A 15,300-nucleotide genomic window follows, 5' to 3' on the forward strand; every position below is an offset into this window, starting at 1 on the left:
CATGCCTCCCGGTCGCACCCGGCGTGGGCCGGATCTCGGGCGTACTCATGCGGCCCTCAGCGCGGCCTCGGCCTCCAGCGCCGACACCCGGGCCGTCGGCTGGTAGCGGAAGGCTCCCTGGCGCCCGAAGGACTCGATGCCGAGTTCTTTGAGCGCCGCCACCGCGGCGGCCGCCTGCTCGGCACTGCCGCCGGTGTAGATCGGGTAGGCCTGTTCCAGCACGTGGCTGCCCTCGAGACGGAGGTCACCCCGGAGCAGCCCGTTGGCGGCCGTGTGCCGACGGAACTCCTCGGCCGCCTCGGCCACGGAGGTGCCGTTCTGGTCGGCCACCACCTCGACGGCGAAGTAGGTGCGGCCCTCCGCGGTCCCGTAGAAGTCGGAGTACACGGTCAGCCGCTTCCAGCGGGCTTCGTGGGAGAAGTTGTAGAGGATCGACTCCTCGAACCCGCGGTCGCCGGCAAAGCTGTAGAAGAGGCTGACCAGCGTGACGGCTGGCAAGGGCGGGAACGGCACGGAGCAGAGCGCCGTGGACTGCGTCAGCGGGATGGTGGAGACCACCCGGGCGGTCCGGACGGTGCCGGCTTCGGTCTCGACGAGGAACCCGTCGGGGATCCGCCGGACGGCCGAGACAGCACGGCCCAGGGCGAAGGTGGCACCCCGTCGCTCGAGGGTCATCACCGCAGGGGCGTACAGCGCCGCAAACCCCTCGCGGGGCCGGGCCAGCTGACGGTTCGTGGGAGCCGAGGGAGGTTGGCGGTGCAGCTGTGACCTCACCTGCCGCAGCAGCGCGGGCACCGTGGTCTGGTCCCGGATCCACAGCATCCGGCTCTGCGCGAACGTCAGGTCGATCCTGTCGATCGGGCAGCCGCAGAAGCGCGCCATGTAGTTCTCCAGCCCCGAGCGCCGCAGGAACCGCGCCCCGATCCAGCGCCGCGCGAAGTCGCGGGCATTGGCCATCGGCCGTCGGTCCAGCCGAGCGACCAGAGCGGACGCCATGATCCGCAGGAGCTCCACCGGTCCGGCCGCCAGCACGTCGTCGCGGAGCGAGAAGGGGTAGGACGTCACCCGGCCCTGAGGGTTGAGCCGTGACCAGCTCGGAGTGATCGGCTGGTAGCCGGGCAGCAGCTCCGGGAAGTGCTCCAGCAGCGGCGAGTCGTCCTGGAAGATGAAGCTACCGACGTCGAAGGTGTAGTTCCCGATCGCCACGTCGAGGTGGTTGCCCCCGACCCTCGGGTACTCGTCCAGCACCAGCACCGATTCCGCACCCTGGTCGAGCAGGACCGAGGCGCTCACCAGGCCGCTCATCCCGGCACCCAGCACGACGGCGTCGACGACCTGCGGCACAGCGAGGGGAGTTGTCGTTGCTCCCATGGTGACTCCATCTGTTGGTCGGTGGTGAGAGGCGGCTCGGCGTTGCGCCGCCGTTCCTGCTCAGGACCTGCGGGTCACCGTGCGCTTGAGGCGTCGAGCGGCGTACGCCGTCTCGACGGCCGCGAGCAACGGCAGCCGGAGCGCGGTGCCGGACCGGGCGATCTCTCCCTCACGCCACATCGCGGCACCCCGGAGTGCGGCCGCGGGACCTCGCCAGGGACGCGTCGAGAAGGTGGTGTCCCGGCCGAAGTCATGGGTACGGTCACTGACGGCGAGCGATTCGGCCTCGCGGGCACCGGGAAAGACCACGGCACGGTGGAGCCGCGTCCAAGCGGTCTCTGCGTCGAGGACGACCTGCTCGGCCGGCCCGGGCGGTAGCGCGTCGAGGTAGGCGAGGACGCCGGCGAACGCGCTCCCGGCCTCGGGGGCGACCTCGTCCTGCCAGCCCGCGAGCTCCAGGTTGCTCCGCACCTCACCGTCGGTCTCCTCGAACCAGCGCACGCTGGGCAGGGCCGGCTCGAAGAGCCACTCGACCAGGTGCCAGTAACGCAGCAGGACGCTCCGCGGCCGAAGTGGTGAGTAGCCATCGGCCTCCAACGTGAGGCCAAAGGTTCGGGGGGGCCGCTCGTTGCGGGTCGGCGGGAAGTAGTTGGCCATCAGCGCCGAGCTGACCCCGAGCTGAGGGAGCCCCTCGGCCAGCACGAGACCCGTGGTGCCGTGCAGCCCGGTGTCCACGAGAACGGCGTGGTGCCGGCCGCCGAGCGACTCCTCCAGGTGACGCCGGAAGAGCGTGGTCTGGTCGCGCAGGGCTTCGGTGACCGGGGCGCCGTCGGGATGCCTGAGCAGCCTGGCCAGGCTCGGCGACGTCATCGGCGACTGCCACTCCGGGTCCTCGCCCAGCGGCGCGGCGCCCGACAGTGCTTGGGCCACCGCGGCGACCGATGCGCCGCCGAACTCGTGACCGAGCGTGCGTGCGGCGGCGGGCAGCAGGTCGTCGAGCCCCTCGTCCGCGGTTCGGGCCAGGGCCGGCCGCATGGCCACGACTCGCGAGACCATCAGCGGGGCGACGTGCACGGCCGAGGGCAGCTCGGCCGCGGCCAGGAACCGTTCGTAGGCGAGCTGCATCCGCAGTCCCCCTCGAGCGCAGAACAGGAAGGCCACGTCTTCCGGGCGGTCAAAGGCAGCGCCGAGCGACCAGAGACGGAGACAGAATTCCGCTACCACCGGACCCAGGAGGTCCCGGCCGACCTGCTCGGCCTCCGACGGCTGCGGGCTCACCGGTCCCTCCGGAGGACGAGGGGCAGCGCACGCAGCGCTGCGATCCTGCGGCCACGGAGGTAGGCGGTGCTGCGCGGCAGATGCACCGGAGTCCAACCGGCAGCGGCGGCCATCCGCACATCAGCGGTTCCGCTGTCGCCGACGTGCAGGACCCGCGACGGGTCCACCCGCTCCAGCTCTGAGACCCGGGGGAAGATGCTCCCCACGTGCTTCGTCGCCCCGAGGTCGGCACTGGAGTAGACCGCACGGAAGCGGTGGTCACCCACGACAGCGGCGAGGAGCTGTCGCAGGTCGACCTCGCTGTAGTAGGTGTCCGAGACGGCCACCACCGGCACGCCGGCGTCCTGGGCGGCGTCGAGGACCTCGAGCAGAGGCCGGTTCGGGAGGAGGTGAGACGCGTCGACCTCCACCTCGGTCCGTCGCAGCACCTCGGCGGCTTCGCGGTCGAGCCCGAAGGCCGTGGCCATCGTCGCGGTGATCCTGGCCAGGGTCGCTTCGCCCGAGGGCCGTTCCACGGCCACGGCGCGGTAGACGCTCGTCTGCATCGTCCAGCGCAGGGAGACCACGGCGTCGGGGTCGAGTCCGAGCAGCGGCGCCGCCCGTCGGGAGGCCTCGGCGAGCCGGACCGTCTCGGTGCTCCGGTCGCGCAGCAACACGGTGTCGAACAGGTCGCTGGAGACCAGGTCGCAGGTCGCGGGTCGAGCGAGCGCGGCCAGCTCGTCCAGGGGAGTCGGTGGTCGACCCTGCTGCCGCCCGAGGGACGAGGCCGGTGCCGCGACGTCCGAGCGACGTTGGCGCAACAACGTCACGGACGCCTCCCCAGCGGGAGCAGGGCCAGGACGCGCTGGCCTTCGGCCCAGGCCCGGACGACGTCGGATCGCCGGACCTGGAAGAAGTCCCGCCCCGGGACACCGGTGATGCGAGCGGCGTTGACGACCATGAAGGTCGCCAGGACCACGTTGCTGATGATGCTCGTCCAGGCAGCCCCGTAGACGCCGAAGGGCGGCACCAGCAGCACGAAGGCGGACACGTTGGCCACCAGCGTCACCGCAAGACCGAGACTGCGCAGGCCCGGCCGGCCCCAGGCACTCAGGGCGGTGCCGGCCAGCAGCCCGGGAATGCAGATCAGGGCTGAACCGAGCAGCATCAGGCTCGGGACGGTGGCCGGTTCGAACTCGGCCCCGAACAGCGGCCCGATCCAGAACGGCAGGGTCGACCCGAGAACGACGCACCCGACGAAGGCCACGAGCAGCGTCAGCCGGGCTGTGGCGGTGAGCTGGCCCGCGTCCCGTGTCTTGCTGTTGACGCCGTACAGGGCCCCCTGGATCGCCAGGGCGACGATCAGCGGCAGATCGGACACGGTGCTGGCCACGGTGTAGAGACCGAGGTCCCCCACACTGGACAGCGGCGTCATCAGCAGCTGGCTGGCCCGGGCGAGCACCATGCTCGCCACACTGCCCAGCCACACCTTGCTGCCGAAGGCGACGATCGTGGCCAACGTCCCACGGTCCTCCTCGGCGGCATCAGGGTCTCCCTCCGGCGACACCTCTGCGGGGTGGGTCACCTCCTGGGGGGACCGGAGGAGCGGCCAGTAGACGAGACCGGCCACGATGGGGGTCACCGTGTTCACCAGCACCCCCGCCAGGACGGTCAGGTCGTTGCCCACGAACAGCAGGCCGAAGCCGACGACCCGCATGCTGGTGATGATGACGCGCTCGACAGCGACCGCTCCCCACAGCTGCCGCCCGGTGGCCGCGCCGCGGAAGACGTTGACGACCAGAGCCGGGACGGTCAGGGCCGTGGCGAGCAGGATCAGCCGGCCGAGGCTGGCGTCGCCGCCGGAGAGGAAGGACAGGGACAAGAAGGTCGCGAGCAGGCAGACGAGCCCCAGACCCACGGTGACCAGGGACGCCCAGGCGAGCGCCGGCCTGGTGGCCCCCGGTTTCTTGGCCAGGTGGTAGGTGAGGGCGTCCGGCAGACCGAGGGTGGCCGCGGCGAGCATCAGACCCGCTGGCGCGATGGCCGCCGCGAGCTCACCGCGGCCGTCCGTGCTGAGGGCTCGGGCGAGGATCGGCGCCGTGATGAGGCCGGCGGCCGGGACGAGGAAGCTCGACGCGGTCATCAGCAGGACCGCCCGGCGCAGCGTCGGCGCGTGGGCGATGGCCGTCACGTGCCGTCACGCTGACCGGCCGAGACCAGGACCAGGTCGTCAGGACGGTCGACCAGCGGGGGCCGGTGCTGCTGCCTGAGCAGCTCGAGCGCGCCCGCCTCGGCGCGACGCATCCCGTAGCGGGCCCGGAAACCAGCCTCCGCCAGCTTGTCGGCGGGAAAACGCATCCGCCACAGCGGGTTGCGCAGCGTCGGCTGGCGGAACCGGACGATGTCGTGCAGCCAGTCCACAGCGCCGGGCACCACCGGCACCTTGAACCGGGGGTCCCCCGTCGCGTCGAAGGCCTTGCGGAGGAAGGCGGCGTGGGTGGGGGCCGCCAGGTGGTCCTCGGAGACGTTGAACGTCTCGACCGACCCAGCCTCGCCCGATCCGGCCTCGCCCGATCCCCTCAGCGACCGCTCCATCGCCCACACCAGGGCATCGGAGACGTCGCGGACGTAGACGTGGTGCGCGTGCCGGTGTGCGGCGAGGACCCGCTTGCTCCGGCTCCAGTCCTGGATGGCGGCCAGGCCCTGCTCGTCGACCACGACCGTCGGTCGCAGCACGGTGTAGCGAGTCCGCTCCGCGACCTCGGAGATCGCCCGTTCTCCGGCCAGCTTGGTCCGGCCGTAGGTGCGGACGTAGTCCATCGCCAGGTACTCACCGGGGACGTCGTCCTCGACCGTCAGCGTCGGGGCGTCCTCGGTCATCGTCCGGGCGCGGCCGCTGCCGTAGACCGAGACCGTGCTGGTGTAGACGAACGCCTCGACCCCAGCCCGCTCGGCCGCCCCGGCCAGCAGTCGGGTCGCCAGGCCGTTCACGGTCGGCATCCGGTCCTGCTTGCCGATCTCGGCGGCGAGGTGCAGGACCGCGGAACAGCCGTGGACCAGGTCGTCGTAGTCGCCGGCGGCGGCCGTCATGAAGTCGACCGAGCGCCACTCGAGCCCGGGGACCGGCTCGGGCAGGGAGGCCCGCGAGGTGGTGCACCGGACCAGGTAGCCACGCTCGAGCAGGTCCGCCACCACGACCTGGCCGATCCGTCCGGTCCCGCCGGTGACGAGGACCGTCGCGGGCTCGGCCCGCCGAGCGGGAACGGGCCCTCCCCGGGTCGTGAGTGTCGTGACCGGGACAGCTTTCGCCTTCAGGTGATCGGCCAGGCGGATGGCCATCGCCACGATCATCTGGGTGGGGTTGCAGTGCCCGACGGTCGGGAAGACCGAGCTCCCGGTCACGTAGAGCCCACGGACGCCGTGCACCTGGCCGTCGGAGTCGACGACGCCCTGCCTCGGGTCGACCGACATCCGGGTGGTACCGGTGGGGTGGGCGACGTCGACGAAGGATGCCGGCAGATCCCCGCCCTCCAACACCCAGGCGGCCGGCGTCGGTGCCGGAAAGCCCATGGCCACCAGCTGCTGACCGACGATCTCCGCGGTCCGTCGCATGGTCCGCACCTCGTCGGGGTGAATCCGCCAGTCCACCCTCGGCAGCCGGATCCCGAACGCGTCCCGCCGTTCGCCCAGCGTGATTCGGCTCTCCGGGTCGGGCCGCTGCTCGACCATGGCGAGCAACGTGACGGCCTGGAAGCGCCGGGGAATTCCGTTCCGGTCGACGAAGTAGTCGCGCAGCCCCCGGACGAACAGCGGCACGCCTTTGGCCAGGGCCAGGGCGTCCGCAGGCAGGGCGGGCTTCCGCTGGATGAAACGGCGGAGGGCGTCCCACGGGTCGTCGGGTCCGAGCTCCTCGCCCAGCCACGCCGCGCAGTTGAGCAGGCCCTCGGCCTGCTGGACCTCCGGACTCAGCCGCAGCCCCGCCCGGAACAGATGCCCGCGGACGTTGTAGCGACCCAACCGCTTAAGTAGCTCGTGCGAGGCGGCTACGTCGAAGGACCCGACGGGCCCGCGCGGATGGTCCATCAGGTAGCGGCCGACCTGGTCGTGGTCGTTGCCCAGACCAGCCGGTGACGTGCTGTCCGAGCTCAGCAGGATCCGTGCGTTCTCGATGCCGCCCGTGGCCAGCACCACGGTGCCGGTGCGCAAGGTCCGGCGGTGCCCGTCCGGGGCGACGTACTCCACGGCGGACACGGCGTCGCCGGGCTCTGAGGGCAGCACCCGGAGCACGGTTGCCCCGGTCACCAGCGTCACGTCCGGTCCGAGTCGGCGCGCCAGGCTCCGCCCGAAGCGCACGTACTCAAAGGGGTAAGACTCCTCCTCGTCCCGGCTGAACTGCCAGAAAAAGGAACGGAGGAGCGAGGGATCGGCCCGAGCCGCGGGTGGCGTGCGACCCGCGATCGACCAGAAACTCTCGTCGCTGAAGCCGGTACCGACGGCGAGCCCGAGGTGACTCGTCGTCCGGTCGAGGTAGGGCTCCATCTCTTCCGGTCCGAACGGCCAGCCCGAACCCGGAACCCACGACCGCTGCTGGTAGTCGATCTCGTCGAACGGCGCGCAACGCCCACCCCACGTGTGCGAGCTGCCCCCGACGATCCGGTTACGGACCGACCACTGGTCGGGCACCCTTGGACGGCCCACGTTCTCGATGTCGTTCAGCCGGTCGGCGGGCTCGCTCCGCTCCCCGTCGCCGCTCTCCAGCACGGTCACCCGCAGCCTGGTGGCCGACAGCTCCTGAGCAAGGGTCGCTCCAGCGGGTCCGGTGCCCACGATGCACACATCACACTCGGCCAGGGCTGTGGGGCCGTCTCCGCGGACGCCGAGCAGGTCGATCATCGGCATGGGCGGATCCTCCGTTCCTGTCGTGACTGTGGATGCGTCTGGTGGAGTGCGGGCGCTCCGGCGGGCGGCGGGATCGGCGTCAGCCGAAGCGTCGGGCGATGAGCCGGCGGGCGAGGGGCTGGGGCGCGACGAGCGTCGCCAGGCACCAGGCCGCGACCGCCACCCGGTGCATCCCAGGCTCCGGGCCCGGTGCGGTGAGGCTGCCCAGCGTGTCCCGCAGCTGCCGGGCTGCAGAGTCGTGGGGGACGGGTGGTGGGCCGCCGTTGAGCCGTCGCTCGGAGACCCGCATCTGCAGCAGGTGCCGGCTGCGTCGCAGCGGCCTGACGACGTCGGGCTCGGCCGCTGGCTGGCCGGACACCTCCAAGGCGAAACGGTGCCGCTGGTAGGCACGCTCGATCTGCCGGGTGAAGCGCACGGGGTCGTTGAGCTTGCTCCGGTTGTTCTCGTGGATCCGGTAGCGGACCAGGGGCTTCACGATGGTGACCACGTCCCCCAGGTAGGGAGCCGCGGCGAGGCAGGCCGAGTCGGTGGCGTCACCACAGCGCCCGTCCAGCGGGAAGAGCCGCTCGAGGAAGGGCCGCGAGTAGGCGTTGCCGGACCCGGGCGGGGTCGGGTAGGCCGAGGTTTTCGACATCCAGATCCGGATCTGCTCCGGAGACGGCGTTCCGGGGTAGGTCGGGAAGACACCGCCGACCTCGACGTCCCGCTTGTCCACGCGCCTCATCTGGACCTGCACCTTGCTGATCCCCGGGCGCCACACGGCCGCGACCTCGCGCGCGATCGATCGCTCGACCTGGTCGTCGGAGTCCAGGAAGATCACCACGTCACCGCGGGAGGCGGCGAAACCCCGGTTGCACGCCACGCGCGGACCGGCGTTCGCCTGGCTGATGACGGTGATCCGGTCGCCGAAGCCGGCCAGCACCTCGAGGGACTCATCGGTCGAGCCGTCGTCGACGACGATCACCTCCACGTCCGGCCAGTCGATGTCGAGGGCACTCTGCACCGCGTCGGCGATGAAGTGGCCGTAGTTGTAGTTGGGCATCACGATGCTGAGACTTCTCATGACGTCCTGGGCGGCGAAGGGCTGCCGGGTCGAGCCCTCGCAGAGGTGGTCGGAGTCCGTGGTGGTCACAGCTCGGTGATCCGTTCGGGCGTGATCCGCCCACGCAAGGCGTCGCCCGCGGCCATCATGTTGCCCCGCAGCCGCTCCCGGCGCCAAGTCGAAGACGGTCCGGCCACCGACAGCGCGAGGTTCTTGGCCACCCGGAGGTAGATCTGGTCGACGGCCAGCCAGAGCGGGAAGCTGCCCTTGCGGTTCAGGTACACCGGGTTCATCACCTGCGAGTAGCCGAGCCGGGTGTGGGACTGGCGGCCCCCCGACGCCGCTGCGCGGTGGACGATGACACAGTCCTCCACCTTGGCGAGCGGACCGACCCGCATCAGTCGCCGAGCGAAGTCGTGGTCCTCCAACCACGAGTACAGCGGAAGCCGGGAGTCGAAGCGCAGGTCGGGCGCGCGGTCGACCCGGACGACGAAGTTGCAGCCGTAGAGCTCCCGGGCGCTCCGCCAACGGCCCGCCGGGGCCTCGGCAGCCGATGCCGAGAGTGCGTCGTCGGCCACGTCCCGCGGTACCTCACCGCTCACCGCGCCATCGAGCAGGACTCTGCCGGTCAGACCGACGATCTCGGGATGGCGCTCGAAGAAGCGCAGCGCCTGCGCCAGGTAGTCCGGCCGCAACACGGCGTCGTCGTCGAAGAAGGCGACCACGTCGACGTCGTTGAGCACCGCCAGGGCAGCGTTGCGCTGGGCGGCCAGGCCGCGCGTCCCGGACACGACCCTGACCCCCTCGAGCGTGTGAGGGTCGGCGGGCAGACTGGCCTCGTCAGGGACCGAGACGACGAGCTGGAAGTCGACCCCCTGCTGTCCCGCGCACGACCGCAGAGCCTCGCCGAGCAGCGCCGGGCGACCGGCCGACGCCAGCACGATGGCTGCCCGGAGGACGGTCCGGGACGGGTCGACGTCGCCCCGGGGGGCGGTCACGAGGACGCCCGTCGTGTCGCCTTGGACTGGTCGGCCCAGTCCCACTCCACCCGGCGTGCAGGTCCGCCACCCATCGGCGGGCGCCGCGTCCAGATCCCGCGGACCTTGTTCAGGTCGCCCAGATTCACCCGTGAGCCGGCGAGGACGAGGCCAAGAGGTTCGACCCGGACGTTGCCCAGAGCCGAGAGCGCGCTGGTCAGCTCGACGGCCCGGGTGTGTGCAGCCGACACGATCACCAGCGTCTGTCCCGCTGCGCGCGAGACCACGGCCGCGTCGGTGTAGGTCAGCATCGGCGGCGCGTGCAGGACGACGTAGTCGTAGTCACGTTCGGCCGACCGGAGCACCGCTTCCATCGTGGGTGTGCTGAGCAGATCCGACGGGCTCGGCTGAGTGGTCCCCGAGAGCGCGACGTGCAAGCCCGGCTGGGTCGTCTCATGGACGACCTCGTGCATCTCGACCGTGCCGGCGAGGACATCGGCCACCCCGGCCCGGCCGCCCAGGTGCAACATCTCACCGACCAGCGACTGCCGCAGGTCGAGGTCGACGAGCAGCACGCTGCGACCCGCCTGGGCCATGGACCACGCCAGGTTGACCGGCACGTCCACGCTGTGACGGTCGTCAGCCACCCCGGTGAACAAGAGGCTGCGGCGCCCGCCCGACTCGAGGTAGCTCAGGTTGGTCCGCAAGGACCGGTAGCTCTCGACCGCGGCGCTCGCAGGATCGTCGCGGACCACGATGCCGCCGCGCTGGGACCGCTTCAGCCGGGGCAGCACGGCCAGCAGCGGCGCCTTGGTGAGGTGGCGCATGTCCTCGGGTCGGCGTAGCCGCGTGTCCATGGCCTGGCTGGCGATGGTGAAGCCCAGTCCCAGGGCCAGACCTGCGATGAGGCCGAGCGCCAGAACGCGGGACGTGTCCGGGCTGACCGCGGCCGATGGCTCAGGAGACGACCGTACGACCTGAAGGTCCACCAGCGACCGCGTCGAGCTGCCGAGCTGAGGGGTCAGGGCCGGGATGACCTTGACCGCGCTCGCGGCCGTCGCGTTCGCCACGTTCGCCGCCTCGGCGGCGCTGCCGGCCGTAGCCGTGATGTCGATCAACGAGGTCGACTCGCGGCGTCCGGTCGTCACCATGTCTTCCAGCTGCTCAACGGTCCGGCTCGGCCGGAGCTGCTCGGCTACCGGCCCCAGCACGGTGGCCGAGTCGGCGATGTCGGCGTAGGTGGCCGCGGAGTTCACCGCAAACTGGTTGCCCTGCTGGAGATCGGTGATGGAGTCCGGTCGGCTTGCGGAGACGAAGACCACCGCGGTCGCCTCGTACTTCTTCGGGGCCACGGCCAGGTAGGCCGCCGCCAGACCCAGCGCGAGGGCCGTGACGAGCAGGACGGTGGGCCAACCGCGCCTGAGCATGCGGAGGTAGTCCCGAAGCTCCACCGTCAACCCTCTCGTAGGCCTTCTTGTTCGCGCAGACGGTCAGTCAACCAGACCGTCGCCGCTCGCCAGCCGGTTCAGCATGCTTCACGGACACCATTCGATCCCCATGGTTTCGCCGTTACTCGGCGTCCTGTCCTCTGATTCCGGGTGAGGTAAAACGGGGGTCAGGCAAAATCGCTCCCCCGCGATCTCGCTCGACCTGGTCAGGAATCAGGCGGTGACGGGCTGGTCAGTGACCGGCTTGATCTCGGACTTCAAGAGTCGCCGCTTGGCCATACCAACCGCGACGATTCCGAACACGAGACCTGCGGATCCTGTCGCAATCCAGGCAGCCAAAAATAGAGCGTTCTGCGCCATGATGATTAATCCCCCGTACGCTGTAACGTGCTCACGTTTCGACAGCGCTGTCATTCCCTGTGTCGACTCCACCCCGAGCCAACCGCATCCCCTGCGTTACTCATACCCTATCGGGACCAAAGTCCCGAATCCACTTCTGCGGTGTGGAGTGCATCACGGTCTAAACCGGAATATCAATACCAGTGCATGTCGTGGTCGTCTGTGACCACGGCCGCCGAACCCGGGTACCAACGGGCGCCGCTGGGCGCTAGGGGGCAGCAGCCACCGCCGTACACAGCTCGCGGACGATCCTCGCGCTCCGGTCCCAGCTGAAGCGCTCCAGGTCCACCAGCTGGCGCCGGGGCCTTCGCATGGCCTCCTCCAGGCCTGCCGCCACGGACGCCGGATCGCCTGGATCGACGTAGTGGGCGGCTTCACCACACACCCAGCGGAAAACCGGGATGTCGGAGATGACGAGGCACGGCGCCCCGGCCGCCGCCGCTTCGACCAGCGGCAACCCGAAACCTTCGGCCAGACTCGGGAAGACGACCGCGAGCGACCCCTGGTAGAGCTGGCGCAGCTCCTCGTCGGTGACGTAGCCGGCGTCGACCACCTCGGCCGGCCACTCGATGTCCTGGTCACGGAACACGGCGCTGCCGCCCCCCACCACCACCAACGGGTGGGCGCGACGATCGTCCTCGCTCAGCCGGGCGTACGCCTGCGCCAACGTCGGAAGGTTCTTGCGCGGATCCATGCTGCCGACCGTCAAGAAGTAGCGTCCTGACGTCAGGCCACGCATCCTCAGGGCGTCATCGACGGCCGGAGCGCCCTCGGCGGCGAAGACCTCGCTCGGCGCGTTGGGCGCGACGTGCACTGTCGCGGCGTAACCGGCGAGCTCATCGGCCACGGGCTGGCTGACCGCCACCAGGGCGGCTGCCGTCCGCAGCTGCAGCCGGAGCAGAGGTGCGTGAGTCCAGTAGTAGCGCCGCGAGAACCACTCGGGGTTGGTGAGCACGAAGAGGTCGTGCACCACCAGCACGTGTCGGCGCTGCCACAGCGGTGCCCGGGCGGTCATCGACAGCAGGACCGAGGCGCCCGCTCGGACGGGCAGCGCCGCCATCACCCACATCCAGACGCGGATGGGCGTCCGGGACCAGCCGGCGTTCGGCTGGATGCCGTCGAAGCCATCGTCGGCCAGCAGCCGGCTGGCGATCTCGGTGGCGTACCGCTGCTGACCGGTCACCCGCTGCATCGCGTAGCTCTGGTTGACCAGCACGGAACGGCGCCGGCCCGCGCCCACCCTCACGCGGCACCGACCCAGCCGGTGATCCGCTCCTCGAAGCGGCGGCGGGAGAAGTCACGAGCCCGGTTGAGCCGGGCCTCGCGGACCGTCGCCATGGCGGCCTCGGCGCCCTCGGCCATCTCAGCCCGGGACCGGAACGGGACCAGCGCCCCCGTCTCACCAGGCACGACGCTCTCCGCGGTGCCGCCGACGGACTGGGCGAGGACCGGGGCACCCGCGGCCATGGCCTCGACCGGCATGATGCCGAAGTCCTCGACGGCCGGGAAGACGTAGAGCGATGTCCGCTGGTACAGCGCCCACAGCATCGGTCCGGACGGCGCGTGCACGAACTGCACCGGAACGGAGGCCTCGCGGGCCACGGCCTGGAGGTTCTCCAGCTCGGGGCCCTTGCCCGCCAGCACCACCGGCCGACCCGCCGCCTCGGCCGTCCTGATCACGACGTCGAGACGCTTGTACGGGATGAAGCGGGACGCCCCGAGCACGAACCCGTCGGGCAGTCCGTCCAGCTGCTCCTGCTCGGCTTCGGTGAGCCGGGTCCGCCAGTCCTCGACGCCCTGGATCGCCTCGACCTCGACCGGCGGGAAGATCACCTGGGCCTCCACCCCCCAGGCGTCCTGGATGCGCGTCCGGACGAAGGCGCTGTTGGCCGCGTACGAAGCAGGCTCCTGCGCGCGCCGCCGGTCGATGGGCTTCAGCGCGGCGGCGACCGTGCGTGCGGCCAGGCTGTTGCCGCGGCCGTCGAGCTCCGGGCTCCAGATGTAGCGGGCGGGCGTGTGCACGTAGACGTAGCGACGAAATCCTGCTGGCTGCCCGACGAAGCGGGCGTGGTGGGCGAAGAGGTGCGAGCTGATCAGCGCCCACTCGTAGTCCTCGTAGGCCAGCCGACGCCAGGTCGCCGGCATGAAGGGCAGCGCCAGCGCCTTGCTGCGGCGCAGCGGGGTCCGCGACAGCCACGTCTGCTTGAGCTGCTCCTCGTTGAAGCGACCCGTGGAGTCGTTCCAGAGGCAGACCAGGTCGGCGTCGGGGTAGATGTCGTTCATGGCCTCGAACACGTTCTCGGAACCGCCCGCCTGAGCGATCCACTCGTGCACCAGCACCCCGCGGCCCGGGCCGCCAGCGACGCTCACACGGCACCGTCGCTGGCCAGAACGGCACGCACGGTCCGCGCCAGGATGAAGACGTCCGTGGTCAGCGACCAGTTCTCGACGTAGAAGAGGTCGAGCCGGACACTCTCCTCCCAGTCGAGGTTGGAGCGGCCGCTGACCTGCCACAGCCCGGTCATGCCGGGGCTCACGTTGAGTCGCCGGGCGGCGGCGTGGTCGTACAGCGCGACCTCCTTGGCCACCTGCGGCCTCGGTCCGACCAGGCTCATGTCGCCCTTCAAGACGTTGATCAGCTGGGGGATCTCGTCGATCGAGTACCGCCGGATGAACCGGCCGATCGGGGTGATCCGCGGGTCGTTCTCGATCTTGAACAGCGGCTTCATCTCGGTCCCCTGCTCCTTGAGGAGGTCGGCCAGTCTCGAGTCCGCGTCGGCCACCATCGAGCGGAACTTGAGCATCCGGAACGGCTCGCCGTTCTTCCCGATCCGCACGTGGGAGAAAAACAGGTCGCCGGGCGAGGACAGCTTGATGATCGCTGCCACCGCCAGCAGCGGGACCGAGCCCAGCAGCAGCAGGCCACCCGACGCGCAGACGTCGAACGCCCGCTTGACGAACCGGTCCGCGCCTTCGTAGCGCGGCGTCTCGACGTGGACCAGCGGCAGGCCGGCCACCGGCCGGGCGTGGATGCGCGGGCCGGCGATGTCGGTCAGGCTCGGGGCCATCACCAGGTGCTGCCGGCCGGGCTCCAGGCTCCAGCTCAGCTCACGGAGCTTGGCCGGCTCGAGGTTGTGGCCGTCGGTGACCACGACGGTGTCGGCGTCGCAGTCGGTGACGGCGTCCAGCAGGCGATCGACGGTGCCGAGGATCGGAATGTCGCCGAGCAGCGCCGAGCCGTGGGCTCCGCTGGTGACCAGCGCACCGACCACGTGGTAGCCGGCGGCGGGGTGCCGGCGGAGGTCGGCGGCGATGTGCGACGTCGTGCTCGAGGAGCCGACGAGCAGCACCCGCGCGGAGAACTCGCCCCGCCGGCGGTGCAGCCGGAGCCAACGACGCCAGATCGCCCGCGACAGGAGCAGGCCGACCATGGCGGCCGGCAGAGCCAGCAGGATGAGGCCTCGTGAGATGTCGATCCGGAAGGCGAAGGACACCAGCGCGATGAGCACCAGCACCAGGAGAGCCGACTGCAGGACCGCCTTGTACTCACCCATCCCCGTGCCCAGCTTGCGGTGGTCACGAGAGCCGACGGCGGCCAGAGCGAAAGTCCACACAACAATCAGTGCGGCACTGGCCTCGAAATAGTTGACGCGCAGCGGTGACATCCAGGCGGGCGTCACCAGAGGCTCGAAAAGGCGGACGCTGATGAGCGCGGCTCCAAGAATCGCCCAGATGAGCACCAGGATATCGGTGACGGCCAGCCGGGACGCATAAGCGCGACGCCAGTTGGAGCGCCGTGAGATTTCTGTGTTTCGCGTTCGAGCAGTAGAGGCCAGCTGACGGATCGTGTCCGTCATCCCCGAGCCCCGAGCTGCGTGCAGATACGTTGCATGTCTGTTTCCCCCAA

Annotated in this window: 12 protein-coding genes; all 12 read right to left on the minus strand. The window is 70.6% G+C overall.

Features of this window, described 5'->3' with window-relative positions; genetic code table 11:
* Window positions 1-45: 45 nt before the first annotated feature.
* The 12 genes from ACFE7W_RS00105 to ACFE7W_RS00160 all read right to left on the minus strand — a co-directional run bounded on the left by ACFE7W_RS00105 (window position 46) and on the right by ACFE7W_RS00160 (window position 15,250).
* The gene (locus ACFE7W_RS00105; protein WP_375422736.1) at window positions 46-1,371 is read right to left on the minus strand and encodes an FAD-dependent oxidoreductase; all 1,326 of its coding nucleotides are present in this window, start codon (window positions 1,369-1,371) and stop codon (window positions 46-48) included.
* 60 nt (window positions 1,372-1,431) lie between these two features.
* Window positions 1,432-2,496, minus strand: a complete 1,065-nt coding sequence (locus tag ACFE7W_RS00110) for a hypothetical protein (protein ID WP_375422737.1) — start codon at window positions 2,494-2,496, stop codon at window positions 1,432-1,434.
* Between the two features lie 149 nt (window positions 2,497-2,645).
* Window positions 2,646-3,458: an HAD family hydrolase gene (locus ACFE7W_RS00115; protein WP_375422738.1), complete on the minus strand. Its 813-nt coding sequence runs from the start codon at window positions 3,456-3,458 to the stop codon at window positions 2,646-2,648.
* Window positions 3,455-4,819, minus strand: a complete 1,365-nt coding sequence (locus tag ACFE7W_RS00120; RefSeq protein ID WP_375422739.1) for an oligosaccharide flippase family protein — start codon at window positions 4,817-4,819, stop codon at window positions 3,455-3,457. The genes ACFE7W_RS00115 and ACFE7W_RS00120 overlap by 4 nt, the downstream gene beginning before the upstream one ends.
* Entirely contained in the window at window positions 4,816-7,527 is a 2,712-nt protein-coding gene (locus tag ACFE7W_RS00125) for a GMC oxidoreductase (RefSeq protein WP_375422740.1), read from the minus strand. The genes ACFE7W_RS00120 and ACFE7W_RS00125 overlap by 4 nt, the downstream gene beginning before the upstream one ends.
* A 79-nt stretch (window positions 7,528-7,606) precedes the next feature.
* Entirely contained in the window at window positions 7,607-8,659 is a 1,053-nt protein-coding gene (locus tag ACFE7W_RS00130) for a glycosyltransferase family 2 protein (RefSeq protein ID WP_375422741.1), read from the minus strand.
* Entirely contained in the window at window positions 8,656-9,567 is a 912-nt protein-coding gene (locus ACFE7W_RS00135) for a glycosyltransferase family 2 protein (RefSeq protein WP_375422742.1), read from the minus strand. Before ACFE7W_RS00135 ends, ACFE7W_RS00130 begins: the two co-directional genes overlap by 4 nt.
* Window positions 9,564-10,997 carry a polysaccharide biosynthesis tyrosine autokinase gene (locus tag ACFE7W_RS00140; RefSeq protein ID WP_375422743.1) on the minus strand — a complete coding sequence of 478 codons (1,434 nt, stop codon included), beginning with the start codon at window positions 10,995-10,997 and terminating at the stop codon, window positions 9,564-9,566. Before ACFE7W_RS00140 ends, ACFE7W_RS00135 begins: the two co-directional genes overlap by 4 nt.
* Before the next feature lie 210 nt (window positions 10,998-11,207).
* Complete coding sequence (locus ACFE7W_RS00145) at window positions 11,208-11,354, minus strand: hypothetical protein (RefSeq protein ID WP_375422744.1); 147 nt, start codon at window positions 11,352-11,354, stop codon at window positions 11,208-11,210.
* A gap of 247 nt (window positions 11,355-11,601) precedes the next feature.
* On the minus strand, window positions 11,602-12,639 hold the full coding sequence (locus ACFE7W_RS00150) for a glycosyltransferase family 4 protein (RefSeq protein WP_375422745.1): 1,038 nt from the start codon (window positions 12,637-12,639) through the stop codon (window positions 11,602-11,604).
* Entirely contained in the window at window positions 12,636-13,763 is a 1,128-nt protein-coding gene (locus tag ACFE7W_RS00155; protein WP_375422746.1) for a glycosyltransferase, read from the minus strand. Before ACFE7W_RS00155 ends, ACFE7W_RS00150 begins: the two co-directional genes overlap by 4 nt.
* Window positions 13,760-15,250: a sugar transferase gene (locus tag ACFE7W_RS00160; RefSeq protein ID WP_375422747.1), complete on the minus strand. Its 1,491-nt coding sequence runs from the start codon at window positions 15,248-15,250 to the stop codon at window positions 13,760-13,762. The genes ACFE7W_RS00155 and ACFE7W_RS00160 overlap by 4 nt, the downstream gene beginning before the upstream one ends.
* Window positions 15,251-15,300: the final 50 nt, after the last annotated feature.

Source organism: uncultured Friedmanniella sp. (genome assembly GCF_964244285.1).
Lineage (GTDB): Bacteria > Actinomycetota > Actinomycetes > Propionibacteriales > Propionibacteriaceae > Microlunatus.